This is a genomic window from Pseudomonas sp. FSL R10-1339 (assembly GCF_009600545.1).
GTDB classification, from domain to species: Bacteria; Pseudomonadota; Gammaproteobacteria; order Pseudomonadales; family Pseudomonadaceae; genus Aquipseudomonas; species Aquipseudomonas bubulae.
On sequence record NZ_WIVQ01000002.1, the window covers coordinates 63,890 to 89,091 of the forward strand.

Sequence of the window (25,202 nt, forward strand, 5' to 3'; positions counted from 1 at the left end):
TATGCACGCTTTGCAAGCCAAAATCCTCGACCCTCGCATTGGTAACGAATTCCCGCTGCCGCAGTACGCCACTCCTGGCTCTGCCGGCCTGGACCTGCGCGCCATGCTTAAAGAAGACACCGTTCTGGAGCCGGGCCAGACACTGCTGATCCCCACCGGCCTGTCGGTGTACATCGGCGACCCGGGCCTTGCCGCCCTGATCCTGCCGCGCTCGGGCCTGGGCCATAAGCACGGTATCGTACTGGGGAACCTGGTCGGCCTTATCGACTCTGACTATCAAGGCGAACTGATGGTGTCGTGCTGGAACCGTGGCCAGACCGCCTTCAACATCACCATCGGCGAGCGTATCGCTCAACTGGTGCTGGTGCCGGTAGTGCAGGCGCACTTTGAGCTGGTCGAAGAGTTCGACGAAAGCCAGCGTGGCGCTGGCGGTTTTGGCCACTCCGGCAAGCTCTGATTTGTATTTCAAGGCCAGGCGTCCTGCCTGGCCTTTCACGCATCCCCGAACCCCTCTGAACATGGAGTCTCCCCCTACAATGAGTAGCTCAGCTTCGGTCGCACCGAAATTCCCTGACAGCATTTTTCGCGCCTACGATATTCGTGGCGTGGTGCCGGAAACCTTGACGGCTGAAACCGCGTACTGGATAGGCCGCGCCATTGGCGCCGAGAGCCTGGCCAAGGGTGAGCCCCATGTGTCGGTAGGTCGGGATGGGCGCTTGTCGGGCCCTGAGCTGGTCGAACGCCTGATCCAGGGTGTGGCGGACAGTGGCTGCCAGGTCAGTGATGTGGGGCTGGTGCCGACACCCGCCCTGTATTACGCGGCTAACGTATTGGCAGGCAAGTCGGGGGTCATGCTCACAGGCAGCCACAACCCGTCCAACTACAACGGTTTTAAAATCGTGATCGCGGGCGATACGCTGGCCAACGAACAAATTCAGGCATTGCATACACGCCTGAAAACCAACGATTTGACCTGGGGCGAAGGCAGCATTGAACGCGTTGACATCTTGTCGCGCTACGCCGAAGTGATTACCCGTGACATCAAGCTGGCCAAGCCCTTGAAAGTAGTGGTCGATTGCGGCAACGGCGCTGCTGGCGTGATTGCACCGCAACTGATTGAAGCGTTGGGTTGTGAAGTGATCCCGTTGTTCTGTGAGGTGGATGGCAACTTCCCCAACCATCACCCTGACCCGGGCAAGCCGGAAAACCTCGTGGACCTGATTGCCAAGGTCAAGGAAAGCAATGCCGATGTAGGCCTGGCCTTCGATGGTGATGGCGATCGCGTGGGCGTGGTGACCAACACCGGCACCATGGTGTTCCCGGACCGTTTGCTGATGTTGTTTGCCCAGGATGTCCTGGAGCGTAACCCGACAGCCGAGGTCATTTTCGACGTGAAGTGCACACGTCGACTGGCACCCTGGATTGAAGCCTGTGGCGGCCGCCCGCTGATGTGGAAAACCGGTCACTCCCTGATCAAAAAGAAAATGAAAGAAACCGGCGCCCTGCTGGCTGGCGAAATGAGCGGGCATATCTTTTTCAAAGAGCGCTGGTTCGGTTTTGACGACGGTATCTACAGCGCTGCGCGCCTGCTGGAGATCCTCAGCAAGCGTCAGGCAACCGCTGAAGAGCTGTTTGAGACCTTCCCGAACGATATTTCTACGCCTGAAATCAATATCGATGTGACGGACGAGAGCAAATTCAGCATCATTGAGGCTCTGCACGATGCTCAATGGGGCGAGGCCGCCGAGTTGACCTCCATTGATGGTGTGCGGGTTGACTACCCTCATGGCTGGGGCCTGGTTCGCGCCTCCAACACCACGCCGGTGCTGGTGCTGCGATTCGAGGCCGAAACAGAGGCCGAACTGCAACGCATCAAGGATGTCTTTCACGCTCAATTGAAGCGTGTGGCACCTGATCTCCAACTACCGTTTTGATCGACTTGTTCTACCGGAGCCCTGAATGACCCTCGAACGTGATGCCGCCTCCAACGTCGCCAAGGTTTTGTCCGAAGCGCTGCCCTACATTCGCCGTTACGTCGGCAAGACGCTGGTGATCAAGTACGGCGGCAACGCTATGGAGAACGATGACCTGAAAACCGGCTTTGCCCGTGACATCGTGCTGATGAAGGCCGTGGGTATCAACCCGGTCGTGGTCCACGGTGGCGGCCCGCAAATCGGTGATCTGCTCAAGCGTTTATCCATCGAGAGCCATTTTATCGACGGCATGCGCGTGACCGACTCGCAAACCATGGATGTGGTGGAAATGGTGCTGGGCGGCCATGTGAACAAGGAAATCGTCAACCTGATCAACCGCCACGGCGGCAGTGCCATCGGCCTGACCGGTAAGGACGCGACGCTGATTCGCGCCAAAAAGATGGTCGTGACCCGTCAGACGCCGGAAATGACCAAGCCGGAAATCATCGACTTCGGTCATGTGGGCGAGGTCATCGACATCAATACCGACCTGCTGCACATGTTGACCAAGGGTGATTTCATCCCGGTTATCGCGCCAATCGGTGTGGGCGCCAATGGCGAGTCCTACAACATCAACGCCGACCTGGTGGCGGGCAAGGTTGCCGAAGCCCTCAAGGCCGAGAAACTGATGCTGCTGACCAACATCGCCGGCTTGATGGACAAGGAAGGCAAGGTGCTGACCGGCCTGACTACCGCTCAGGTGGATGACCTGATCGCCGACGGCACCATTTATGGTGGCATGCTGCCAAAAATCCGCTGCGCGCTGGAAGCCGTGCAAGGTGGCGTGACCACGGCGCATATCGTCGACGGTCGCGTGCCGAATGCCGTACTGCTGGAAATCTTCACCGATACCGGTGTGGGTACGCTGATTACCAACAGCAAACCGGCTTAAGCAGAACCAAAAAAAGCCCCGCCCGGAGTGATCCGGGCGGGGCTTTTTGATGGGCGAGGGGATTAAATCCCGTACTGCGCCCGGTACGCTTCAACGGCTGGCAGGTATTGCTTGAGGGTTTCGTCTTCGGCCAGGAACTGCAAAACCTGGTTCAACGAAACGATGCTGATCACCGGAATACCGAAGTCGCGCTCGACTTCCTGGATCGCCGACAGCTCGCCATTGCCGCGCTCCTGACGGTTGAGGGCAATCATCACGCCGGCCGCCTTGGCGCCCTGGGCCTGGATGATTTGCATCACTTCACGGATAGCGGTACCGGCCGTGATCACGTCGTCGATGATCAGGATATCGCCTTCAAGCGGCGAGCCAACCAGGCTACCGCCTTCGCCATGAGCCTTGGCTTCCTTGCGGTTGAAGCACCACGGCAGATCACGGTCGTGGTGCTCGGCAAGCGCTACGGCAGTGGTCGCCGCCAGGGGGATGCCCTTATAGGCCGGACCAAACAGCACGTCGAAGGAAATACCGCTGTCAACGATGGCGGCAGCATAGAAGCGCCCCAGCTGGGCCAGTGCAGAGCCGGTGTTGAACAGCCCGGCATTGAAGAAGTAAGGGCTGGTACGGCCCGACTTCAGGGTGAACTCACCGAAGCGCAAAACGCCACGATCGATGGCAAAGCGGATGAAATCGCGCTGATACGCTTGCATGAAAAAAGTCCCCAGATACCACGGATTTAGCTAATTAGTAAGACGGCGTGTATCATACACGCACGTGATTTTTGGGGCCATTTATGCGGATCATCAGTGTGAACGTCAATGGTATTCAGACGGCAGTCGAGCGCGGTTTGCTCAGTTGGCTGCAAGCTCAGAATGCCGACGTTATCTGCCTGCAGGACACCCGTGCCTCCGCCTTTGAACTGGACGATCCAGCCTACCAGCTCGATGGCTACTTTCTTTATGCCTGTGACGCCGAAGTCCCCGCCCAAGGTGGCGTGGCTTTGTACTCGCGGTTACAGCCGAAAGCAGTCATCACCGGGCTTGGCTTCGAGACGGCCGATCGCTACGGGCGCTACCTGCAAGCCGATTTCGATAAGGTCAGCATCGCGACCTTGCTGCTCCCTTCGGGGCAGAACGGCGATGAAGACTTGAATCAAAAATTCAAGCTAATGGACGACTTTGCCCGCTACCTAGATAAGCAGCGTCGCAAGCGTCGTGAGTACATCTACTGCGGCTCGCTGTATGTGGCGCAGCAGAAACTCGACATTAAAAACTGGCGCGACAGCCAGCAATCGCCCGGCTTCCTGGCGCCTGAACGGGCCTGGATGGATGAGATTGTCGGCAACATGGGATATGTCGATGCCCTGCGTGAAGTCAGTCGGGAAGGTGACCAGTACAGCTGGTGGCCGGATAACGAACAGGCCGAGATGCTGAATCTGGGCTGGCGTTTTGACTACCAGCTGCTGACACCGGGCTTGCGCCGCTTTGTACGAAGCGCTCGCATGCCGCGTCAGCCACGCTTCTCGCAGCACGCGCCATTGATCGTGGACTACGACTGGACACTGACTATCTAAGTGTTGATCGCAGATCCAGAAAAAGGCTCCCGCTCTGTTATCAAGGGCGGGGGCCTTTTTTGTATCCGAGGCACTTTCAGGCGAAACTGGGCGTTCGTTTATGCAAGGTGCGTATCCGGTACTGCAAAAGCACAGCGGCAATAAAAGTGACAACAGCCTGCAGTACGATGAATAGATAGATTGAAGGGCTATTAAAGTCATACAGGTAAATGACCGGGATAAACCCTGCAAGCATAAAGGTATTGATCAGTACTTGAGGGATCAGGGTGTCTCGCATTGCCCGCAAGTGGCTTGCCGTGAGCGAGAAGTAAAGCGAGCTCAATACCGACATGCATATCGCCACAAATCCTTCACTGGTAAACGTCAGCGAGCGGTCGCCAAAGATAAAAAACAAACCGCTTCCCAGCGCATAAAAACCCCCTGCAATCACGGCCATGAGCACGGCGGCGGCTAGTTGTCCGCGCGGGTAGATCTTGTCCACATCCACGATATGCTGGCTGGTATAGACGCTATGAAGCTGAGCGAACGCTATGACCGGAATGCTGAGAAATCCGATAATAGACATACAGATCGAAAGATCGGCAACCAGGCTTTCATTCAGCGACAGCAGTTTTCCGTTAAGCAGGTAAAAGTACAATTTTTGCCCCGCTACCCCGGCGGCAATAGGAAAGCCCATTGAAACGACGTCTGCCAGTATTTTTGGCTTGACGAGGATGTGCCGGTATCCGAGCCGCATAGAGAGGCAGGCCAGGGAGATGAAGAGGGCTGTTTCGACAATCAAGAAGTAGCCAACAGCCAAGAAAACAAAGTCGTGCTTGCTGCAAAAAACAAAACAAAACATCAGGAATGCGCAGCCTGCACACGTGCACCACTTCTTTACGGTTGCACACGGCAAGGAGTGTCCAGAGGCTTCGTGGAAAAGATGGGTGAAGGTATTGATTACCAGCAAAGGGATGGCCGGAATATAAATAAGAGACAGGTAAAAGAGTTTATCCCTGTCAAGGCTGTCCAGAAAACGGATGGAGGGGAGGTAAGCGAATACGGCAAGGGCTGCGGCAAACGCAATGGCAGCGAATAAAACCGCTATCGACAGTCCGCTCTCAAAGATTGCCTGGGGAGTGAGCGCATTTTTTTGATGATGAACGATATTGCCAATGGCCGCCAGCGGCATGTAGAAAAGGGTAGATATAACTGAAAAGATCGCCAGGACATAGGCGAACACAGGAAGATCGGCAATATTCTTGTGCGCGAGCAGCGCCGCAGCGATGGAAATGCCAAAAAATGGAAAGAGTCGACTGACAATAAAATTCCATAAGTTTTCCTTTAGATTTTGCTCATAGGTCAACTTCACGTTCGACGTTTCCATAGGGTTATCATGTAATGCCCAAATATAGGCTAACAGGCATCCCTATAAGTTCGCATATCCAAGATAAGATGATGCCAGATTTCATCCACTTCCAGCGCGGGTGGCAGGACGGGATACATTGCTTGGTATTTTTATTGAGAAACAAAAGTTTTTATAATACTGGATCGCTATCTCTGCTTCTATCGGTGTCCACTGCCGCCAGAGCAATGGGGTGCAGCACCTTTTTGAGAGTTCATCACGGCAGTTTTCATAATATCTTTATCCTTAAAGATAGTGGCGAAGACTGATCAAGCAGTCGACATAAAAACTAGACGAGCAAAAACAAATAGTCAACAGCATATTTTCAAGTGCCACTTGGTCTTTTTTTAAATTCGGTATTCACAGATGGCCATTGCACTAACATGGCGCGATAAATAACGGTGCGCTTTAAAATGAGGCTCTCTTAAAGGCATGGTTTATTTAGCGCGCATAAGTAAGTAGTTGTCGTTAAACGAATGCCTGGATAAACAAAGCATCGTACTGACGCCCACTCACCTGTTGTTTTGGCTCCCGCAATCAGCAAGCGTAGAAAAGCCCACCGAGGTGGGCTTTTCTACAAGGCGCCTGAGTTGCTGACTGAAACGTTACTTGATCGGCCGCCAGGTGAAGGGATAACGGTACACCACCCCGTCATTGGCCTTGACCCCTGCAATCACCACCAGCACTACCGCGCCAATCAGTACCAGGCCCAGCAGCGCAAAGCCGATCAGCACGAACATCAGCACATAGCAAATGGCCGAAGCAATCGCCACGGTGATCTGGAAGTTCAGTGCTTCCTTGCCCTGGTCGTCAATAAACGGGTCGCTCTCGCGCTTTACCTGCCACAGGATCAGCGGGCCGATCAGGCTGCCAAACGGAAACCACATCCCGAGGAACGCCGAAAAATGACAGAACATCGCCCATTTCCGGGCGTCGCGGCCCGGTTTGGGTGTTGAAAGATCCAGCTCACTCATCACGTTCTCCGGTTGGTCGTTTGAAGGCTTTGACAGTCAATCCGGCAATTTAGTCGGCCAATGCCGCTTGTTGCAGGGCAAAAATTTCGTTCATGCCTTTTTGTGCCAGTGCCAGCATGGCGTTCAGCTCTTCAGGCTGGAACGGTGCGCCTTCGGCGGTGCCCTGAACTTCGATGAAACCGCCGCTGCTGGTCATCACCACGTTGAGGTCGGTTTCGGCTGCCGAATCTTCAGGATAGTCCAGGTCAAGTACCGGTACGCCCTGGTACATGCCCACCGATACCGCCGCGATCATCTGCTTGATCGGGTCGCCGCCTTTGAGGCCGCCACGCTTCTTGATGATCTTCAGGGCGTCGACCAGAGCAACCATGGCGCCGGTGATCGAGGCAGTGCGGGTGCCGCCGTCAGCCTGGATTACGTCGCAGTCGACGTACAAAGTGATATCGCCCAGTTTGGACATATCCAGTGCAGCACGCAGGGAGCGGCCGATCAGGCGCTGGATTTCCAGGGTGCGCCCGCCTTGCTTGCCGCGGCTGGCTTCGCGCTGGTTACGGTCGCCGGTGGCGCGTGGCAGCATGCCGTATTCGGCAGTCAGCCAGCCCTGGCCCTGGCCTTTGAGGAACCGCGGTACGCCATTCTCGACGCTGACGGTGCAGATGACTTTGGTGTCACCGAACTCGACCAGTACAGAACCCTCTGCGTGTTTGGTGTAGTTGCGGGTGATGCGGATCGGGCGGAGCTGATCGGCAACGCGACCACTTGGACGTTTCATGTGGGATACCTGTACGGGACGGAAAACTGCCGAGCATTATAAAGGAAAGGCCATGGCTGCGCAGGGCGCGTCTGTGAACCCTGGCGGGGAACGAAGATTGGATGTATTTACGACCGACGCCATTTGGGGCAGTTGCCCGCACTGCGTTACAATCTGTCGTCTAACCTGCCGCCAGGCTTAACTCATCCAATCGCGAGGTACCGTCCATGGTGCACAGCATGACCGCCTTTGCCCGCGTCGAAAGCGCCGGCACTCAGGGCACCCTGAGTTGGGAGCTGCGTTCGGTCAACAGCCGCTACCTGGAGCCGCACCTGCGTCTGCCTGAATCTTTCCGTGACCTCGAGGGCGCGGTGCGTGAAGCGCTGCGCCAGGGCATCTCCCGGGGCAAGCTGGAATGCACTTTGCGTTTCACTGAAGAAACCACCGGCAAGCCGCTGCAGGTTGACCGCGAGCGTGCCGCCCAGCTGGTGGCCGCCGCCGAGACCATCGCCAGCCTGATCAAGCAGCCTGCCGCGCTTAACCCGCTGGAAGTCCTGGCCTGGCCCGGTGTTCTGGTAGCCGATGCCAGCGACCCGCAAGCCTTGAACACCCAGGCCCTGGCGCTGTTCAAGCAAGGCCTGCAAGAACTGAAAAACGGCCGTGAGCGCGAAGGCGCGGAACTGGCCCGCCTGATCAGCGATCGCTTGACCGCCATCGAAAGCGATGTCGAAACCCTGCGCGAGCTGGTACCGCAAATGCTCGCCACCCAGCGTCAAAAGGTCCTCGATCGCTTTGCCGACATGAAGGCCGAGCTTGACCCCCAGCGCCTTGAACAGGAAATGGTTCTGCTCGCGCAAAAAAGCGACGTAGCCGAAGAGCTGGACCGCCTGAGCACCCATATTCTTGAAGTACGCCGCGTACTCAAATCGGGGGGTGCTGCCGGGCGACGCCTGGACTTCCTGATGCAAGAACTGAATCGCGAGGCCAATACCCTGGGCTCCAAGGCATTCGATCCACGCAGCACCCAAGCGGCGGTCAACCTCAAGGTGTTGATCGAGCAGATGCGTGAACAAGTACAGAATATTGAGTAAGGCACACCCTGACATGACCCACAGCACTGGCACCCTTTATATCGTTTCTGCTCCTTCGGGCGCAGGCAAGACCAGCCTGGTCAAGGCATTGATCGACGTTGAGCCGCAGATCCGGGTATCGGTCTCGCACACCACCCGTGCCATGCGCCCAGGTGAAGTGAATGGCGTGAACTATCATTTTGTCGAGCGCGAAGAGTTCGTGAAAATGATCGAGCACGGTGACTTCCTGGAACGTGCCGAAGTGTTCGGCAACCTTTACGGCACTTCGCAAAGCCACCTGCAGCAGACCCTGGATGAAGGCCACGACCTGATTCTGGAAATCGACTGGCAAGGTGCAGAGCAAGTGCGCAAGCTGATGCCGCAGGCGCGCTCGATCTTTATCCTGCCGCCAAGCCAGGAAGCCTTGCGTCAGCGTCTGGACAACCGCGGCCAGGACAGCGACGAAATCATTGACGCACGCATGCGTGAAGCCGTGAGTGAAATGAGCCACTATGTGGACTATGACTACCTGATCATCAACGACGATTTTGCCCTGGCACTTGAAGACTTGAAGGCCATTTTCCGTGCCAATCGCCTTCAGCAAAAACGCCAGCAACAGCGTTTTGGCAAATTACTGGCCGAACTGCTCGGTTAATGAACACTTCCCAAAACCCCTGTAAGGGCTTTACATTGGCGCTTACAGAGGTTTTAGGAGCAGTGACGGAAAAATCAGCGCTTCCCTAATGGCTGGTGATTTTTTAAACTGTTCAGTCCGCTCGCCCATCCGGGCAGCGCGCATATTGCATTTGCTACGAGGAAGACCATGGCCCGCGTAACCGTTGAAGACTGTCTAGAACACGTGGATAACCGCTTTGAGCTGGTCATGCTCTCTACCAAGCGTGCCCGTCAACTGGCCACCGGCGGTAAAGAGCCTCTGGTGCAGTGGGAAAACGACAAGCCTACCGTTGTTGCCCTGCGCGAAATCGCAGAAGGCCTGATGAGCTACGAGTTTATCGCCAACGCTGAAATCGTCGAAGACGAACCGCTGTTCGCAGCGTTCGAGGACGAGTCCAACGAGGCGAACTAAGCCTATGCCCGGTCGACGTAGCACGGCGAAGGGTAAAAAGTTTTGGCAGGAGGTTTCCTCATGCCGAGCATAGACGCCCTCGCCGATCGCTTGTCGGCGTACCTCGGCCCGGACCAGGTCAATCTGGTCCGCCGGGCGTACTTCTACGCAGAACAAGCCCACGACGGCCAACGCCGACGCAGCGGCGAGCCTTATGTCACGCACCCGCTGGCAGTGGCAAATATCCTTGCCGACATGCATATGGACCATCAGAGCCTGATGGCGGCCATGCTGCATGACGTGATTGAAGACACCGGTATTGCCAAGGAAGCGCTGGTAGCGCAGTTCGGCGAAACCGTGGCCGACCTGGTCGATGGAGTCAGCAAGCTGACTCAGATGAACTTCGAAACCAAGGCCGAAGCCCAGGCTGAAAACTTCCAGAAGATGGCCATGGCCATGGCACGCGATATCCGCGTGATCCTGGTGAAGCTGGCTGACCGTCTGCACAACATGCGCACCCTCGAAGTGCTGTCCGGCGAAAAACGCCGACGGATTGCCAAGGAAACCCTGGAAATCTACGCACCCATCGCCAATCGGCTGGGCATGCACAGCATTCGTATCGAATTCGAAGACCTCGGTTTCAAGGCGATGTACCCGATGCGCTCCGCGCGCATTTATCAGGCGGTCAAACGCGCCCGGGGCAATCGCAAGGAAATCGTCAACAAAATTGAAGAATCGCTCAGCCACTGCCTGGCCATCGATGGCATTCAGGGCGAAGTCAGCGGTCGTCAAAAGCATATCTACGGCATCTACAAGAAGATGCGCGGCAAACGCCGGGCTTTTAACGAGATCATGGATGTTTACGCATTCCGGATCATCGTCGACAAGGTCGACACCTGCTACCGCGTGCTGGGCGCTGTACATAATTTGTACAAGCCCCTGCCGGGCCGGTTCAAGGACTACATCGCCATTCCCAAGGCCAACGGCTACCAGTCGTTGCATACCACGCTGTTTGGCATGCATGGCGTACCGATCGAGATCCAGATCCGTACCCGTGAAATGGAAGAAATGGCCAACAACGGCATCGCCGCCCACTGGCTTTACAAGTCCAGTGGCGACGAGCAGCACACGGGCACCCACGCCCGGGCGCGGCAATGGGTCAAGGGCGTGCTGGAAATGCAGCAACGCGCCGGCAACTCCCTCGAATTCATCGAAAGCGTGAAGATCGACCTGTTCCCGGACGAGGTCTACGTGTTTACGCCCAAAGGACGGATCATGGAGCTGCCCAAAGGCTCCACGGCCGTCGACTTTGCCTACGCGGTGCACACCGATGTGGGCAACAGCTGCATCGCCTGTCGCATCAACCGGCGTCTCGCACCGCTGTCCGAGCCGCTGCAAAGCGGCTCCACGGTCGAGATCGTCAGCGCTCCCGGCGCCCGACCCAACCCGGCCTGGCTTAACTTTGTGGTCACCGGCAAGGCGCGTACCCATATTCGCCATGCCCTCAAGCTGCAACGCCGTTCCGAGTCGGTCAACCTGGGCGAACGCCTGCTCAACAAGGTGCTTAACGGCTTCAACAGCGCGCTGGACAAGATCCCGGCCGAACGCGTTCAGGCCATGCTCCAGGAGTACCGCCTGGAGCAGATCGAAGACCTGCTCGAAGATATCGGCCTCGGCAATCGCATGGCCTACGTGGTGGCCCGACGCCTGTTGGGCGAAGGCGAAGCATTGCCGAGCCCGGAAGGCCCACTGGCGATTCGCGGCACCGAAGGCCTGGTGCTCAGCTACGCCAAATGCTGTACGCCGATCCCGGGGGATCCGATCGTTGGCCATTTGTCCGCAGGCAAAGGCATGGTCGTGCACCTGGACAACTGCCGCAATATCAGTGAAATCCGCCACAACCCCGAAAAGTGCATTCAGCTGTCGTGGGCCAAGGACGTTACCGGCGAGTTCAACGTTGAATTGCGCGTCGAACTGGAACACCAGCGCGGCCTGATTGCGCTGCTGGCCAGCAGCGTCAACGCTGCCGACGGCAATATCGAAAAGATCAGCATGGACGAACGCGATGGTCGCATCAGCGTGGTCCAACTGGTGGTCAGCGTACACGACCGTGTACACCTGGCCCGCGTGATCAAAAAACTGCGCGCCCTTACCGGGGTTATCCGCATCACTCGCATGCGTGCGTAGCCATCTAATTACAAGGAGTCACCCATGTCCAAGACTGTTATCACCAGCGACAAGGCACCTGCTGCAATCGGTACTTATTCTCAGGCGATCAAAGCTGGCAATACTGTCTACATGTCCGGTCAAATCCCGCTGGACCCAAAAACCATGGAACTGGTTGAAGGCTTTGAAGCCCAGACCATCCAGGTTTTCGAAAACCTGAAGTCGGTCGCTGAAGCCGCAGGCGGTTCGTTCAAGGACATCGTCAAGCTGAACATCTTCCTGACTGACCTGAGCCACTTCGCCAAGGTCAACGAGATCATGGGCACCTACTTCGAACAACCCTATCCGGCTCGCGCCGCCATTGGCGTTGCTGCACTGCCAAAGGGCTCGCAGGTAGAAATGGACGCTATTCTGGTTATTGAGTAACGCCCTCGGCGCAGCGTCTTCATGCTGCGCCACCCCCCGCTCTTCCCGGTTTCAAAAGGATTCCACCATGCGCAAAGCGCTAGTGTTGTCACTGCTCTCCATTGTTTTGGGTGGTTGTGCCAGCGAACCCGCCCCCCGTGATATCAGTGGCATCTGGATCAATCAGGCAGCAATAGATGAAGCGGCCAAGGGTGGCGGCCTGCTTGACGCCTTGTCGTCGTCAGGGCCAACCCTGGAATGGAGCATCGACGCCAAAAACGCCAAGGCCACCTGGCGAAGCAGCTTTGAGCGGGACGAGGGTACGCTGGTGCCTGATGGCAGCGCGTCGTGGAAGGTCAATTTCTATGGCGGTGAAAATACTGACCTGAAGCTCGAAGGCTCTGAATTAATACAGGCAGCGACTGAATCCTTTCCGCGGCAGGCGTTCGTACGTCCAGCTCAAAGTGATGTCGGTGAAGTTTCCCGGGGCACAAATGCAGATTTGTTCAAATCGGTGCATTTTGAGCAGGCACTCAAGTCAGCCTATCTTGGGGGCGAATGGCGCGTACTGAGTGGTGCAGGTCAGGGTGCCAAGGTGACATTCTCGCCCAAGGGGCAAGTCAGTGGATTGCCTGGCATCAATGGCTATGAGCTGTGCCTGGGAGGTGACTGCGCCACTATGAGCGGCGGTTTGGACAGCCTCTGGCTTCAGCAGGGGGAAATGGGCGCAGCGCATATTTTTGTGCGCAAAGGCCGCACACTTGAAATCTTCGAGGCGGTGGACGTCTCAGCGCCCGACGAAATGCCCCAGTTCTACCCGGGCAAGCGTGAGTGGGCGCTGGAGAAGCTGTAAGCCAACCAAACGCCCGCTCCCACAAGATAACTCTCAGGCCTGCTCCCCCAAAATCGCAGCATAGCCCTCGCGATAATTCGAATAGCGCGGCTCCCAGCCCAGCGCCTTGGCGCGGGCATTGCTGCAGCGCTTGCTGCCTGCGCGGCGCACGCTCGCTTCGGCGGCCCATTCGGTAATGCCCAACCGCTCGCGCAACCAGTCCACCACTTCTGCCAGTGGCGCCGGTGCGTTATCCACACCTATATAGCAGTCATCCAGCGCCTTGCCCTGACGATCAGCCTCCAGCAGAAAGGCCAGCAGCCCCGCAGCATCATCGGCATGGATACGGTTGCCATACAGCGGCGGCTCAACCGCCACGCGATAACCTTTGCGCACTTGCCCCAGCAGCCATTCACGACCCGGCCCGTAGATCCCGGTCAGGCGTACCGCGCTGGCAGCGATGCCACTCTCCAGCGCCACTCGCTCGGCATCCAGGATGATCCGGCCAGAGTAGTTGGTGCTCAGGGCGGGCGATGTTTCGTCGATCCATTCCCCGTCTTTCTGGGCGTAAACGCCACTGCTGGATACAAACAGCAGACGCTTGGGTCGCTGACCATGCTGCTCCAGCCAACTCAGGGTGTTTTTCAGGCCGTCTACATATGCCGCCTGATAGCCCGCTTCGTCATGCTCGGTCGCCGCCGCGCTGTACACCACGTAGTCAATTTGCCCGGTTGGCCATTGCGTCGGGCATTGCTCGCTGAACAAATCGCCCTCCACACCGATAACGCCCGTGGGTAAACGGTCAATGGAGCGGCGCAGGCCGTAGACCTGCCAATCCTGGTCGAGCAGTTGAGTCGCCAGACGGCTGCCGACATCACCGCATCCGACGATCAATACAGAGGCTTTGGGCATCGCAAAAATCCTAATGAAAAGTTACAAAAAGACGTAATTTGGCACGACCAAAGTCGTGACTTCCGAAAAAAACAGATGCTATTGCTTTTGTTAACAAGAATTACTTGCAATAATAACCCATCATTTTGCCCTTGGTCTTACAACGCGTTGTAGGGCATTACCTCATTACTTTTCTCAGGTCCGGCTAGCATGACACGCAATCATCCCACCGCTTCGCCAACCCAGCCTTCGAGCCCTGCACGCGTCTGGCGTGGGGTGGCGGCGCTGATGTTCAGCTTGATGTTGGCACCTGTTGCGGCATTTGCCGACGAGCCTGCTGCCCCGGCCGTGCACGCGGCCACTGAAGCAGCTGCCCCGGCACCTGTTGCTGCACCGGGTACGACTGATCCTACACTGGTTGAAGGCGCTGCTGCGCCAGCCGATAACGCGCCGCAAATAGTCGCAGAAGAAGACAACAGCCTGGGCATGGCCCATGACCTGTCGCCTTGGGGCATGTACAAAAACGCAGACATCATCGTCAAAATCGTAATGATCGGCCTGGCTATTGCTTCGATCATCACCTGGACGATCTGGATTGCCAAAGGCTTTGAAGTCCTGGGTGCCAAGCGTCGTCTGCGCAGTGAAATTGCCCAACTGAAAAAAGCTCGCACCTTGAAAGAAGCCAGCGAGACGGCTGGCAAAGAAGGCACCCTGGCCCACTTGCTGGTGCAGGACGCCCTTGAAGAAATGCGCCTGTCGGCCAACAGCCGTGAAAAAGAAGGCATCAAGGAGCGTGTAAGCTTCCGTCTTGAGCGTCTGGTTGCAGCGTGCGGTCGCAACATGAGCAGCGGCACTGGCGTACTCGCCACCATCGGTTCCACAGCACCGTTCGTCGGTCTGTTCGGTACCGTATGGGGCATCATGAACAGCTTTATCGGCATCGCCAAAACCCAGACCACCAACCTGGCAGTTGTTGCGCCGGGTATTGCCGAAGCCCTGCTGGCCACGGCACTGGGCCTGGTCGCAGCGATCCCTGCGGTAGTGATTTACAACGTCTTCGCCCGCTCCATCACCGGCTACAAGGCCCAGGTGGCGGATGCATCTGCTGAAGTGTTGCTGTTGGTTAGCCGTGACCTCGATCACCTGCCGCCCGAGCGCAGCTCGCAACCGCACATGGTGAAAGTGGGGTAATCGGCCATGGGCCTGCATTTAAAAGAAGGCGATGACGATCTCGCCGAAAACCATGAAATCAACGTCACCCCCTTTATTGACGTGATGCTGGTACTGCTGATCATCTTTATGGTGGCAGCACCGCTGGCCACTGTGGATATCAAGGTTGACTTGCCTGCTTCCAGCGCCAAACCGGCGCCTCGTCCTGAGAAACCGGTGTTCCTCAGCGTCAAGGCTGATCAGCGCCTGTACCTGGGCGAAGAACCGGTCACGGTTGAAGCCCTGGGCCCGACCCTGGATGCCAGGACCCACAACAACAAAGACACGACGATCTTCTTCCAGGCCGACAAGGGCGTGGACTACGGTGACCTGATGAGCGTGATGGATGCTTTGCGCGCAGCGGGTTATTTGAAGGTGGGTCTGGTCGGACTTGAGACGGCAGCCAAGAAATGACCATAGCGCGCCAAAAGATGACGCGTTACGCAATCAGCCTGGCCGCGGTGTTGGCCATCCATGCAGTGGCCGTGATTCTGGCCCTGCAATGGTCCAACCCGCGCGCTATCGAACTTCCGCCGCAAGCGATGATGGTTGACCTGGCACCGCTGCCAGCACCACCGCCGCCTGCGCCGCCCAAAGTGGTGACACCGCCACAACCCCCGGCGCCAGTGGAAGAGTTGCCGATACCCAAGCTGGCCGAAGCGCCCAAGCCGAAGATTTCTGTACCCAAACCGGTCAAGCCCAAGCAAAAGCCTCAACCGCCCAAGCCTGTGGAAAAACCGGACCCGGTCAAAGAGAAACCTTCAGAAGAGAAACCGAGCGACGCAACGCCGACCAAAAATACCAGCGAGAAATCCGCTGCACCGGCACCGGGGCCGTCGGCGCAACAACTGGCGGCCAAGGCCAGTTGGGAAGGCACTTTGCTCAGTCACCTGGGCAAGTACAAAAAGTACCCGCCTGCTGCGCAATCCCGTGGCAAGGAAGGCTTGAACCGTCTGCGCTTCGTGGTAGACGCCGAAGGCAAGGTACTGTCCTACGAACTGGTAGGGCGCTCTGGCAACGCCGATCTGGACCGGGCCACCCTGGAAATGATTCGCCGGGCACAACCCTTGCCCAAACCGCCGCCTGAAATGCTGACCAATGGCAGCATCGAGATCGTGGCACCCTTCGTTTATTCCATCGATAAACGTCGGCGCTAACACCACAAAGGGCACCTCAGGGTGCCCTTTGTGCATCTGCGGTCTGGATAAAAAACCAGTCATACCTTGATTGGCTACTGTAGCTCTGAGGGTAATGTCTGATAACGTGCGTCTATCGATTGCAGCCGCTATGCTTGGCCCGCAACCACAGGGACGCACGCTATGACGCTTACAGAATTACGCTACATCGTTACCCTCGCCCAAGAGCAGCACTTCGGCCACGCCGCCGAGCGCTGCCATGTCAGCCAGCCGACCCTGTCGGTGGGTGTGAAAAAACTGGAAGACGAACTCGGTGTGCTGATTTTCGAGCGCAGCAAAAGTGCCGTGCGTGTAACCCCCGTGGGCGAAGCCATCGTGGCCCAGGCGCAAAAGGTGCTGGAGCAGGCCCAGGGCATTCGCGAACTGGCTCAGGCCGGCAAGAACCAGCTGACCGCTCCGCTTAAAGTAGGCGCGATCTATACCGTGGGTCCGTATCTGTTCCCGCATCTGATCCCGCAACTGCACCGGGTTGCCCCGCAGATGCCGTTGTATATCGAAGAAAACTTCACCCATGTGCTGCGCGACAAACTGCGCAACGGCGAGCTGGATGCAATCATCATCGCCCTGCCGTTCCAGGAAGCCGACGTGCTGACCATGCCGCTGTATGACGAGCCGTTTTACGTGCTCATGCCCAGCGAGCACCCGTGGACCAAAAAAGACACCATCGACGCCAGCCTGCTCAACGACAAGAGCCTGCTGTTGCTGGGCGAAGGTCACTGCTTCCGCGATCAGGTGCTGGAAGCCTGCCCGACTGTGGCCAAAGGCAATGATGGCGCCATGCACACCACGGTCGAATCCAGCTCGCTGGAAACCATCCGCCACATGGTCGCTTCCGGCCTGGGTATCTCGATTCTGCCGTTGTCGGCTGTCGACAGTCATCACTATGCCCCGGGCATCCTGGCTGTGCGTCCGCTGACCCCGCCGGTACCGTTTCGCACCGTTGCCATCGCCTGGCGCGCCAGCTTCCCGCGGCCAAAGGCGATTGAAATCCTCGCAGACTCGATCCGCCTGTGCTCGGTGGCCAAGCCGCCTGCCGCGACCTAAGTGCCACTGCAATGACCGAGTTGTCGAAAGTGTCGGTCACCGCGCTCAAGGGCGTCGGTGAGGCCATGGCCGAAAAATTGGCCAAGGTCGGACTGGAAAACGTCCAGGACGTGCTGTTCCATTTGCCGTTGCGCTATCAGGACCGCACCCGCGTTGTCCCGATTGGCGCTTTGCGCCCCGGTCAGGATGCCGTTGTCGAGGGCCGGGTCATTGGCGCCGACGTGGTCATGGGCAAGCGCCGCAGCTTGCTGGTGCGCATCAACGATGGCACCGGCGGCCTGAGTCTGCGCTTCTACCACTTCAGCAATGCGCAGAAGGAAAGCCTCAAACGTGGCACCGAAGTGCGCTGCTATGGCGAAGCCCGCCCCGGCGCTTCGGGACTGGAGATCTACCATCCCGAATACCGCGCCATTACCGGCGACGAACCGCCACCTGTCGACACCACGCTGACGCCCATCTACCCCACCACCGAAGGCCTGACCCAACAGCGCCTGCGTCAGCTCAGCCAGCAAAGCCTGGCCATGCTCGGCCCGCGCAGCCTGCCCGACTGGTTGCCGCCGGAGCTGGCCAAGGACTATCAACTGGCCCCGCTGGATGAAGCCATTCGCTATCTGCATCAGCCGCCTGCCAATGCTGATGTTGAAGAACTCGCCCTGGGCCATCACTGGGCCCAGCACCGCCTGGCCTTTGAGGAGCTGCTGACTCACCAGCTGTCGCAACAGCGACTGCGCGAGAGCCTGCGTTCACAACAAGCCCCGGCGTTGCCCAAGGCGAAAAAACTGCCAGTGCAGTTCCTCGCCAATCTGGGTTTCCCGCCGACGGGCGCGCAGACCCGGGTTGGCAACGAGATTGCCTACGACCTCAGTCAGCCCGAACCCATGTTGCGCCTGATTCAGGGCGACGTGGGCTCAGGCAAGACCGTGGTTGCGGCCATGGCAGCGTTACAAGCACTTGAGGCGGGTTATCAGGTTGCCCTGATGGCCCCCACGGAAATCCTCGCCGAGCAGCACTTCATCAACTTCAAGCGCTGGCTCGAGCCTTTGGGCCTTGAAGTGGCGTGGCTGGCCGGCAAGCTCAAGGGCAAGGCCCGGGTCAGCGCGCTGGAGCAAATCGCCAGCGGCGTACCGATGGTGGTCGGTACCCATGCTCTGTTCCAGGACAACGTGCAGTTCAAAAACCTGGCGCTGGTGATCATCGACGAACAGCACCGCTTTGGCGTGCAGCAACGTCTGGCCCTGCGCAACAAAGGCGTGGGCGGGGTGATGTGCCCGCACCAGCTGATCATGACTGCCACGCCGATCCCGCGCACCCTGGCCATGAGCGCCTATGCCGACCTCGACACCTCGATCCTCGACGAGCTGCCGCCGGGCCGTACTCCGGTCAATACGGTGCTGGTGGTCGATACGCGGCGTCTTGAAGTGATCGAGCGGGTGCGCGCCGCCTGCGCTGAAGGGCGCCAGGCGTATTGGGTGTGCACCCTGATCGAAGAGTCTGAAGAAATGACCTGCCAGGCTGCCGAAACCACCTTTGAAGACCTCTCCAGCGCCTTGGGTGAACTGCGCGTCGGGTTGATTCACGGGCGAATGAAGCCCGCTGAAAAAGCTGAAGTCATGGCGCGCTTCAAGGCTGGCGAGCTGCAATTGCTCGTGGCCACCACGGTGATTGAGGTGGGCGTCGACGTGCCCAACTCAAGCTTGATGATCATCGAAAACCCCGAGCGCCTCGGCCTGTCCCAGCTGCACCAGTTGCGCGGTCGCGTGGGCCGGGGCAGTGCCGTCAGCCATTGCGTGCTGTTGTATCACCCGCCGCTGTCACAAATCGGCCGTCAGCGCCTGGGCATCATGCGCGAGACCAACGATGGCTTTGTGATCGCCGAAAAAGACCTCGAACTGCGCGGCCCCGGCGAAATGCTCGGCACCCGCCAGACCGGTCTTCTGCAATTCAAGGTCGCCGACCTGATGCGCGATGCCGACCTGCTGCCCGCCGTGCGCGAGGCCGCCCAGGCGTTGATCGAACGCTGGCCGAGCCATGTCAGCCCCCTGCTTGATCGCTGGCTGCGCCACGGTCAGCAATATGGTCAGGTGTAAAAGACCATTCAGTAAATGGCCCGGCGGCCGATCAAGAGCTAATCAAAATCAAGTTGTACAGAACGGATGCAGACCATGACTGAAGTTGCCAGTGCCCTTGTTGCTGCGAGCACGCCGTCCGTTATCGGGCGCTTGCTCGGTGACCTGGCTGTTGCCTATCGCAAAGTCCCGGATCACCCGGGGCTCGACCCTGCGCGCAAGGTGCACGCCGTACTGCTCGACGATTCGATCGGTCCCCTGCTGGTGCTGTTCACCCAGAATCATTTACTTGATCTGAACCGTCTGGCCGACTTGACCGGGCGGCGCATGACCGCCGTTGCGCCGGAGCGCCTGCAGGTCTTGCTGGACAAGCATGGCCTGAGCCAGCTGCCGGGCTTGCCGGCGCTGGTCAACTCGCCCTGCCTGTACGAAGAACACTTGCTGCAACAACCCTCGCTGCTAATCAGCACGGGTGAACCGGGCCTGTGGCTGGAGATTGCCCAGCAAGACTTCAAACCCCTGCTCAAAAACGCCAGCGCCGGCCGTTTTGGCGAGCCTTTGGGCGCCATCACACCTGATCTCGGCGGGGACGATGGCGAGGCCATCACCCGGGCAGTGCAGGCCTTCACGGCGCGGCGCATCCAGCAGCGGCTGGAGGCCACCATCGAACTGCCACCGCTGTCCGAGAGCGTGCGCAGAATCATGCGGCTGCGCTCCGACCCTGACGTGACCATCGATGAAATCACCAGCGTGGTGGAAACTGACCCGGCGCTGGCGGCGCAGGTCATGAGCTGGGCCTCGTCATCGTTTTACGCCTCGCAGAGCAAGATTCGCTCGGTCGAAGACGCCATTGTGCGCGTGCTGGGGGTTGATCTGGTGATCAACCTGGCACTCAGCCTGTCGCTGGGCAAAACCCTGAGCCTGCCCAAGGACCATCCGCAATCGAGCACTCCTTACTGGCAGCAGTCGATCTACACCGCGGCGGTGATTGAAGGGCTGACCCGGGCCATGCCCCGGGAGCAGCGCCCCGAAGTCGGCATGACTTATCTGGGCGGGTTGCTGCACAATTTTGGTTACCTGCTGCTGGCCCATGTGTTTCCGCCGCATTTTTCGCTGATCTGCCGGCATCTTGAGGTAAACCCCCATGTCAGCCACAGCCTGATCGAGCAGCACCTGTTGGGTATCAGCCGTGAACAGATGGGCGCCTGGCTGATGCGCTTTTGGGGGATGCCGGATGAGCTGGCGATTGCCGTACGCTATCAACACGATCCGGCTTATGTGGGGGTGGATGCGCAGTATCCGAACCTGGTGTGTGTGGCGCTGGGCTTGCTGCGCAGCCGCGGAGTCGGTCACGGTGCGTGTGCGCCGTTGCCGGATGCGTTGTTCGAGCGTCTTGGCGTGCCACGAGAAAAGGCTGAGGCGGTGGTGGGCAAAGTATTGGAGGCTGAAGTGTTGCTGCGCGAGATGGCAGCGCAGTTCGGTCAGGCTTGAATAGCTAAAAGCACAAGCCCCATCCCTCTCCCGGAGGGAGAGGGATGGGGCTTGTCGGTGTTCTTGAAATCGCGCGCGTTCAGTTCCCTCTCCCTCTGGGAGAGGGCTAGGGTGAGGGGCTCTTGATCTTAAGCCTTGGCCTTTTTACGCGGCTTGAGGTACTTGGTCAGGCCCTGGAACCAGATCACCAGCGCCGGGTTGCCCTTGATCTGAATCGACTTGTCCTGAATCCCTGTCATGAACGCCAGTTGCTTGTTCTTCGCCTGCAGCGTAGCGAAGCCGTAGGCGGCATCTTTAAAGGCGATGGCAAACGCCGGCTCGGGGTACAGGCCGCCGTGGCTGGTGATGCGCTGGTCTTTGACCTTGAAATGACGGGCCACTTTGCCGTCGAGGGTTTGCAGCTGGAACACCAGATCCTTGTCCACCAATTGTTGCTGGAAAGCAGGATTGTTGCGGCTGGCTTTGCCCATCAAAAAGCCCAGCATCCAGAGCAGAAAACGAAATTTCATGTACGCGGCCTCGGGGAAATAAAAAATGGCCGGCGCAGTGTAACGATTTGAGCGAAGAACGCCATATTTCTGCAGAGTTAGGCGTAGATGGGCTAGGTTTTGCCACTTATGGCCGCACAATCGGCCCGTGTTTTCTCAAGAACGGGCCGCTGGCAAGGCCAGCTTGCCCATTCTTCATGTAGCCCGCGCCTTAAGGATTCACGCTGTCCTTGAGGAATTTGCCCGGTTTGAACGCCACCGTGTTGCTGGCCTTGATGGTGACCGGCTGGCCGGTTTGCGGGTTTTGCCCCGTACGGGCACCGCGATGGCGCTGGATAAAGGTGCCAAAGCCGACCAGCGTAACGCTGTCCTTGCGATGCAGGGCCTGGGTGATTTCTTCCAGCACCGCATTGAGAACGCGGTTGGCTTGTTCTTTGGTTAGGTCAGCCTTTTCAGCGATAGCTGCGGCGAGATCGGGTTTACGCATGATGAAGCCTCATTGACGGTTTTTTGTTGTTATGTCCGTGCTGCTCTCTACGGAACAGCGCCCAAGGCGCCGCAGGCTCTAAACTGCGGCAGACCCGTGTGAGAATGGCACGCGACCAAGGTCGGCGCCAGCCTCTGCACAGGCTTTGTTGAGTCAAGGCAATGGCATATGCGACAGAATGAGCCGCTTTTACGCCAAAAGTGCAGGCAGCTCTTTGTTTAGCGCGAGTTTTTCTCGAACAGCCTCACCCGTCAGCGCATAACCGAGCAACTTGCCGTCTGCGTCGCGGCACAGCGCCTTGATATCGGCGCCCTGACCTTCCACGGTCCACACACCCTCGTAGCCACGCGGCACAGGTGACACCACCAGCGGGCAAACCGGGGTTTTCACCGTAATGGGCATGGCTCCGTAACTGACCGCGGTCGGGTTGCCTGCCAGGGTTTGCGCCAGCGCCCGGGCGCAACTCATCAACGGCATCACATACAGCAGGTTAAGGCCGTCGACCTCGGCACAATCGCCCAGCGCGTAGATATGGGAGTGAGAGGTTTTAAGCTGACGATCCACCTCAACCCCGCGATTGACCTTGATCCCCGCAGCGGCGGCCATATCAATGCGAGGGCGCAAACCGATGGCGGACACCACCACATCGCACGGAACGACACTGCCATCCGACAAATGCGCCTCGAGGCCGCTGTCGGTACGTTGCAGGCGGGTCAACACCGGGCCCAAATGAAAGCGTGCGCCCAGGCTTTCGAGGCCAGCCTGCACCGCCGCTGCAGCAGCGGGGTGTAAAAGGGTAGGCATCACTTGCTCGCAGGGCGCGACCAGATCGACCTCATAACCGCCTGCGATCAAATCGTTGGCAAATTCGCAGCCGATCAGCCCGGCGCCCAGGATCAGGACGCGGCGTTTACCTGCGGCAGCTGCGCGAAAACGCGCGTAGTCTTCCAGGTCATTGATCGGGAAGATCGCATCCTGGGCGTCGCCCTCCACCGGGACCTGCACCGTTTGCGCACCCCAGGCCAGCACCAGGTCACGATAGGGCACCGCCTCTTCACCGATCCACAATTGCTTGTGGCCCGGGTCGATACCGCTGATGCGGGTATGGATACGCACCTGGGCCTTGAGCTGCTCGGCCATCGCCTCGGGCGTGGCCATGCTCAGGCCGTCAGCCTCTTTGTTTTTGCCAAAGCCGGTAGACAGCATTGGCTTGGAGTAAGAGCGCCCGTCATCGGAGGTGATCAACAGCAGCGGGGTTTCGCTGTCCAGCTTGCGAAACTCACGGGCCAGGTTATAGCCGGCCAGCCCGGTGCCAACGATCACGACAGGTGCGTTCATGCCAATCTCCAGAAGTTGAATCAGGTTTTAAAAGGGTTGATCAGTTGATTTCAATCATCTCGAAATCCATTTTACCGACGCCACAATCCGGGCACAGCCAGTCTTCAGGTACGTCCTGCCACAGGGTACCGGGGGCGATGCCATCATCCGGCCAGCCGTCGGCTTCGTTATAAATCAGTCCACATACAATGCATTGCCACTTCTTCATCTGGGTATTTCCTAAAGGTTCAGGCTTGGACAAGGCCACGGACTTATCAACAGGCGCCGTGTTACTCGTCAAATTCAGGGCGTTTTGTACTGATGACCACCCGCAGATGCAAGCACCAATACGGGCAAAAGTCCCTTGGACGCTCATTCGAGGATCCGCGTGATAAGCTCGCCGACCTCAATGGCTGCCAATTATGACCCACCGTGCCGCACATAACTTCTCCGCTTATCCCCCCTGTCTGGCTTGAACAAGGCCAACTTCCTGCGCTGCCTGACACACAGACCCTGGACTGGCTATTTGACGAGGGCTCTCTGACTCGGCGTCTCACTGCAATTTCAGATAATGCCTTCAGCGTGCTTCCACTTTATGAAGGTTGGCAAGTACTGCGCCCGGATGAATGCGCTGCGCTGGACCTGCCTGAAGGCGTTCAGGGCTGGGTGCGCGAAGTGTATTTGCGTGGGCACGGTGAGCCTTGGGTGTTTGCACGCAGTGTCGCGGGTAAAAGCTCACTGCAAGAGGGTGGCCTGAACATGGACGAACTGGGCAACCGCTCGCTGGGGGAGTTGCTGTTCAGCGACCAGGCCTTTGAGCGCGGAGCCCTGCAGGTGTGCCACTACCCGCGTAACTGGTTGCCGCAGGCTGATCAGGTCGATCACCTGTGGGCACGCCGCTCGCGCTTTGTGCGTGGCAAACTGAGCGTGCTGGTGGCCGAAGTGTTTTTACCCAAACTGTGGGCCGCCCTCGGTGCCCGGTCGGAGAACAATTGATGTACACGCGCCTGCTCAAATCACTCAACCGTTTCAACCCCCGTGCCTGGGACTTTATCCAGCTGACCCGCATGGACAAGCCCATCGGCATCTACCTGCTGCTGTGGCCGACCTTGTGGGCATTGTGGGTGGCCGCCAAAGGCGTACCCTCGCTGGGTAACCTGCTGATTTTTGTCTTAGGCGTGGTATTGACCCGTGCTGCCGGCTGCGTGATCAACGACTTTGCCGACCGCAAGGTGGATGGTCATGTCAAACGAACAGAACAACGGCCTATGGCCAGTGGCAAAATCAGCAGCAAAGAAGCCCTGGTGTTCTTTGCGCTGTTGATGGGGGTCAGCTTCCTGCTGGTGCTGTGCACCAATGCTCCGACCATCTGGCTTTCATTTGGCGCGCTGGCACTGGCGGCCACTTACCCGTTCATGAAGCGCTACACCTACTACCCGCAAGTGGTGCTGGGCGCAGCGTTCTCGTGGGGCATACCGATGGCCTTTACGGCCGAGACCGGCAGCCTGCCGGCTGCGGCCTGGCTGCTGTACATCGCCAACCTGCTGTGGACAGTGGCCTACGACACCTACTACGCCATGACCGACCGCGAAGATGATCTCAAGATCGGGGTTAAATCCACCGCCATCCTGTTTGGCGATGCCGACCGCGTGATCATCCTCAGCCTGCAGGGTCTGGCCCTGGGTTGCCTGCTGCTGGCAGGGTCGCACTTTGAGCTGGGCGGCTGGTTCCACCTTGGCCTGCTGGCGGCGGCGGGCTGTTTTGTGTGGGAATTCTGGTACACCCGCGACCGTGATCCGCAGCGCTGCTTCAAGGCCTTCCTGCACAACCACTGGGCAGGGTTGGCGATTTTTGTGGGGATCGTGCTCAATTATGCGGTGGCTTGAGCCCCTGCCCCGCGAGTTTTTTCAACGCTGACCCAACCCCTGTGGGA

At 58.3% G+C, this 25,202-nt stretch carries 26 protein-coding genes and 1 pseudogene; 18 read left to right on the forward strand and 9 right to left on the reverse strand.

Features of this window, described 5'->3' with window-relative positions:
• Position 1 precedes the first annotated feature (1 nt).
• The 3 genes and pseudogenes from dut to argB all read left to right on the forward strand — a co-directional run bounded on the left by dut (position 2) and on the right by argB (position 2,865).
• Positions 2–457 (forward strand): dUTP diphosphatase, encoded by a 456-nt coding sequence (gene dut, locus GHO03_RS01715; RefSeq protein ID WP_016782694.1) that lies wholly within the window; start codon positions 2–4, stop codon positions 455–457.
• 55 nt (positions 458–512) lie between these two features.
• Positions 513–1,934 (forward strand): annotated as a pseudogene (locus GHO03_RS01720) (phosphomannomutase/phosphoglucomutase); the annotation flags it as partial.
• Positions 1,935–1,959: 25 nt separating this feature from the next.
• Positions 1,960–2,865, forward strand: a complete 906-nt coding sequence (gene argB, locus GHO03_RS01725; RefSeq protein WP_016782696.1) for an acetylglutamate kinase — start codon at positions 1,960–1,962, stop codon at positions 2,863–2,865.
• A 62-nt stretch (positions 2,866–2,927) separates the two neighbouring features.
• On the opposite strand, the gene pyrE is transcribed toward argB, so the two are convergent.
• Entirely contained in the window at positions 2,928–3,569 is a 642-nt protein-coding gene (gene pyrE / locus GHO03_RS01730; RefSeq protein ID WP_094999720.1) for an orotate phosphoribosyltransferase, read from the reverse strand.
• A gap of 83 nt (positions 3,570–3,652) precedes the next feature.
• On the opposite strand from pyrE, the gene GHO03_RS01735 reads away from it, so the two are divergent.
• Positions 3,653–4,432, forward strand: a complete 780-nt coding sequence (locus GHO03_RS01735; RefSeq protein ID WP_016782698.1) for an exodeoxyribonuclease III — start codon at positions 3,653–3,655, stop codon at positions 4,430–4,432.
• Between the two features lie 76 nt (positions 4,433–4,508).
• Here GHO03_RS01735 and GHO03_RS01740 read toward each other — a convergent pair whose 3' ends face one another.
• The 3 genes from GHO03_RS01740 to rph form a co-directional block, all read right to left on the reverse strand.
• Positions 4,509–5,783, reverse strand: a complete 1,275-nt coding sequence (locus tag GHO03_RS01740; RefSeq protein WP_153398981.1) for a hypothetical protein — start codon at positions 5,781–5,783, stop codon at positions 4,509–4,511.
• Between the two features lie 638 nt (positions 5,784–6,421).
• Positions 6,422–6,790 carry a DUF4870 domain-containing protein gene (locus GHO03_RS01745; RefSeq protein WP_094999718.1) on the reverse strand — a complete coding sequence of 123 codons (369 nt, stop codon included), beginning with the start codon at positions 6,788–6,790 and terminating at the stop codon, positions 6,422–6,424.
• Between the two features lie 49 nt (positions 6,791–6,839).
• The gene (gene rph / locus GHO03_RS01750) at positions 6,840–7,562 is read right to left on the reverse strand and encodes a ribonuclease PH (protein ID WP_016782701.1); all 723 of its coding nucleotides are present in this window, start codon (positions 7,560–7,562) and stop codon (positions 6,840–6,842) included.
• Positions 7,563–7,768: 206 nt separating this feature from the next.
• Between rph and GHO03_RS01755 the strand changes: the two genes are divergently transcribed.
• The 6 genes from GHO03_RS01755 (at position 7,769) to GHO03_RS01780 (ending at position 13,101) form a co-directional block, all read left to right on the forward strand.
• Positions 7,769–8,632, forward strand: coding sequence for a YicC/YloC family endoribonuclease (locus GHO03_RS01755; RefSeq protein ID WP_095017870.1), 864 nt, complete (start codon positions 7,769–7,771; stop codon positions 8,630–8,632).
• 13 nt (positions 8,633–8,645) lie between these two features.
• Complete coding sequence (gmk, locus tag GHO03_RS01760; RefSeq protein ID WP_016782706.1) at positions 8,646–9,266, forward strand: guanylate kinase; 621 nt, start codon at positions 8,646–8,648, stop codon at positions 9,264–9,266.
• Between the two features lie 168 nt (positions 9,267–9,434).
• A complete protein-coding gene (gene rpoZ, locus GHO03_RS01765) occupies positions 9,435–9,698 on the forward strand; it encodes a DNA-directed RNA polymerase subunit omega (protein ID WP_016782707.1) in 264 nt (87 codons plus the stop codon).
• A gap of 60 nt (positions 9,699–9,758) precedes the next feature.
• A complete protein-coding gene (spoT, locus tag GHO03_RS01770) occupies positions 9,759–11,864 on the forward strand; it encodes a bifunctional GTP diphosphokinase/guanosine-3',5'-bis pyrophosphate 3'-pyrophosphohydrolase (protein WP_016782708.1) in 2,106 nt (701 codons plus the stop codon).
• Positions 11,865–11,888: 24 nt separating this feature from the next.
• Positions 11,889–12,269: a RidA family protein gene (locus GHO03_RS01775; protein ID WP_016782709.1), complete on the forward strand. Its 381-nt coding sequence runs from the start codon at positions 11,889–11,891 to the stop codon at positions 12,267–12,269.
• A gap of 67 nt (positions 12,270–12,336) precedes the next feature.
• Entirely contained in the window at positions 12,337–13,101 is a 765-nt protein-coding gene (locus GHO03_RS01780; protein ID WP_094999715.1) for a hypothetical protein, read from the forward strand.
• A 33-nt stretch (positions 13,102–13,134) separates the two neighbouring features.
• Here GHO03_RS01780 and GHO03_RS01785 read toward each other — a convergent pair whose 3' ends face one another.
• Positions 13,135–13,992: an NAD-dependent epimerase/dehydratase family protein gene (locus GHO03_RS01785; protein ID WP_094999714.1), complete on the reverse strand. Its 858-nt coding sequence runs from the start codon at positions 13,990–13,992 to the stop codon at positions 13,135–13,137.
• A 189-nt stretch (positions 13,993–14,181) separates the two neighbouring features.
• Here GHO03_RS01785 and exbB point away from each other — a divergent pair, with 189 nt between their 5' ends.
• The 6 genes from exbB to GHO03_RS01815 all read left to right on the forward strand — a co-directional run bounded on the left by exbB (position 14,182) and on the right by GHO03_RS01815 (position 20,977).
• Entirely contained in the window at positions 14,182–15,162 is a 981-nt protein-coding gene (exbB, locus tag GHO03_RS01790; RefSeq protein ID WP_094999713.1) for a tonB-system energizer ExbB, read from the forward strand.
• Between the two features lie 6 nt (positions 15,163–15,168).
• Positions 15,169–15,594 (forward strand): TonB system transport protein ExbD, encoded by a 426-nt coding sequence (gene exbD, locus GHO03_RS01795; RefSeq protein ID WP_016782713.1) that lies wholly within the window; start codon positions 15,169–15,171, stop codon positions 15,592–15,594.
• Positions 15,591–16,337 (forward strand): energy transducer TonB, encoded by a 747-nt coding sequence (locus tag GHO03_RS01800; RefSeq protein WP_094999712.1) that lies wholly within the window; start codon positions 15,591–15,593, stop codon positions 16,335–16,337. The genes exbD and GHO03_RS01800 overlap by 4 nt, the downstream gene beginning before the upstream one ends.
• A 162-nt stretch (positions 16,338–16,499) precedes the next feature.
• Positions 16,500–17,420 (forward strand): hydrogen peroxide-inducible genes activator, encoded by a 921-nt coding sequence (locus GHO03_RS01805; protein ID WP_094999711.1) that lies wholly within the window; start codon positions 16,500–16,502, stop codon positions 17,418–17,420.
• Positions 17,421–17,431: 11 nt separating this feature from the next.
• Positions 17,432–19,507 (forward strand): ATP-dependent DNA helicase RecG, encoded by a 2,076-nt coding sequence (gene recG, locus GHO03_RS01810; protein ID WP_094999710.1) that lies wholly within the window; start codon positions 17,432–17,434, stop codon positions 19,505–19,507.
• A gap of 75 nt (positions 19,508–19,582) precedes the next feature.
• Positions 19,583–20,977, forward strand: a complete 1,395-nt coding sequence (locus tag GHO03_RS01815; RefSeq protein WP_169916456.1) for an aminoacyl-tRNA deacylase and HDOD domain-containing protein — start codon at positions 19,583–19,585, stop codon at positions 20,975–20,977.
• A 128-nt stretch (positions 20,978–21,105) separates the two neighbouring features.
• On the opposite strand, the gene GHO03_RS01820 is transcribed toward GHO03_RS01815, so the two are convergent.
• From GHO03_RS01820 to GHO03_RS01835, 4 genes are all read right to left on the reverse strand, one after another.
• Positions 21,106–21,486 (reverse strand): helicase, encoded by a 381-nt coding sequence (locus GHO03_RS01820; RefSeq protein WP_094999708.1) that lies wholly within the window; start codon positions 21,484–21,486, stop codon positions 21,106–21,108.
• A gap of 190 nt (positions 21,487–21,676) precedes the next feature.
• Complete coding sequence (locus GHO03_RS01825) at positions 21,677–21,952, reverse strand: HU family DNA-binding protein (RefSeq protein WP_016782719.1); 276 nt, start codon at positions 21,950–21,952, stop codon at positions 21,677–21,679.
• A 189-nt stretch (positions 21,953–22,141) separates the two neighbouring features.
• The gene (locus tag GHO03_RS01830; protein ID WP_094999707.1) at positions 22,142–23,290 is read right to left on the reverse strand and encodes an NAD(P)/FAD-dependent oxidoreductase; all 1,149 of its coding nucleotides are present in this window, start codon (positions 23,288–23,290) and stop codon (positions 22,142–22,144) included.
• Positions 23,291–23,330: 40 nt separating this feature from the next.
• Complete coding sequence (locus GHO03_RS01835) at positions 23,331–23,498, reverse strand: rubredoxin (RefSeq protein ID WP_003437744.1); 168 nt, start codon at positions 23,496–23,498, stop codon at positions 23,331–23,333.
• Between the two features lie 203 nt (positions 23,499–23,701).
• Here GHO03_RS01835 and GHO03_RS01840 point away from each other — a divergent pair, with 203 nt between their 5' ends.
• Positions 23,702–24,265, forward strand: a complete 564-nt coding sequence (locus GHO03_RS01840; protein WP_094999706.1) for a chorismate lyase — start codon at positions 23,702–23,704, stop codon at positions 24,263–24,265.
• Positions 24,265–25,155 carry a 4-hydroxybenzoate octaprenyltransferase gene (gene ubiA / locus GHO03_RS01845; RefSeq protein ID WP_095017874.1) on the forward strand — a complete coding sequence of 297 codons (891 nt, stop codon included), beginning with the start codon at positions 24,265–24,267 and terminating at the stop codon, positions 25,153–25,155. Before GHO03_RS01840 ends, ubiA begins: the two co-directional genes overlap by 1 nt.
• Positions 25,156–25,202 lie beyond the last annotated feature (47 nt).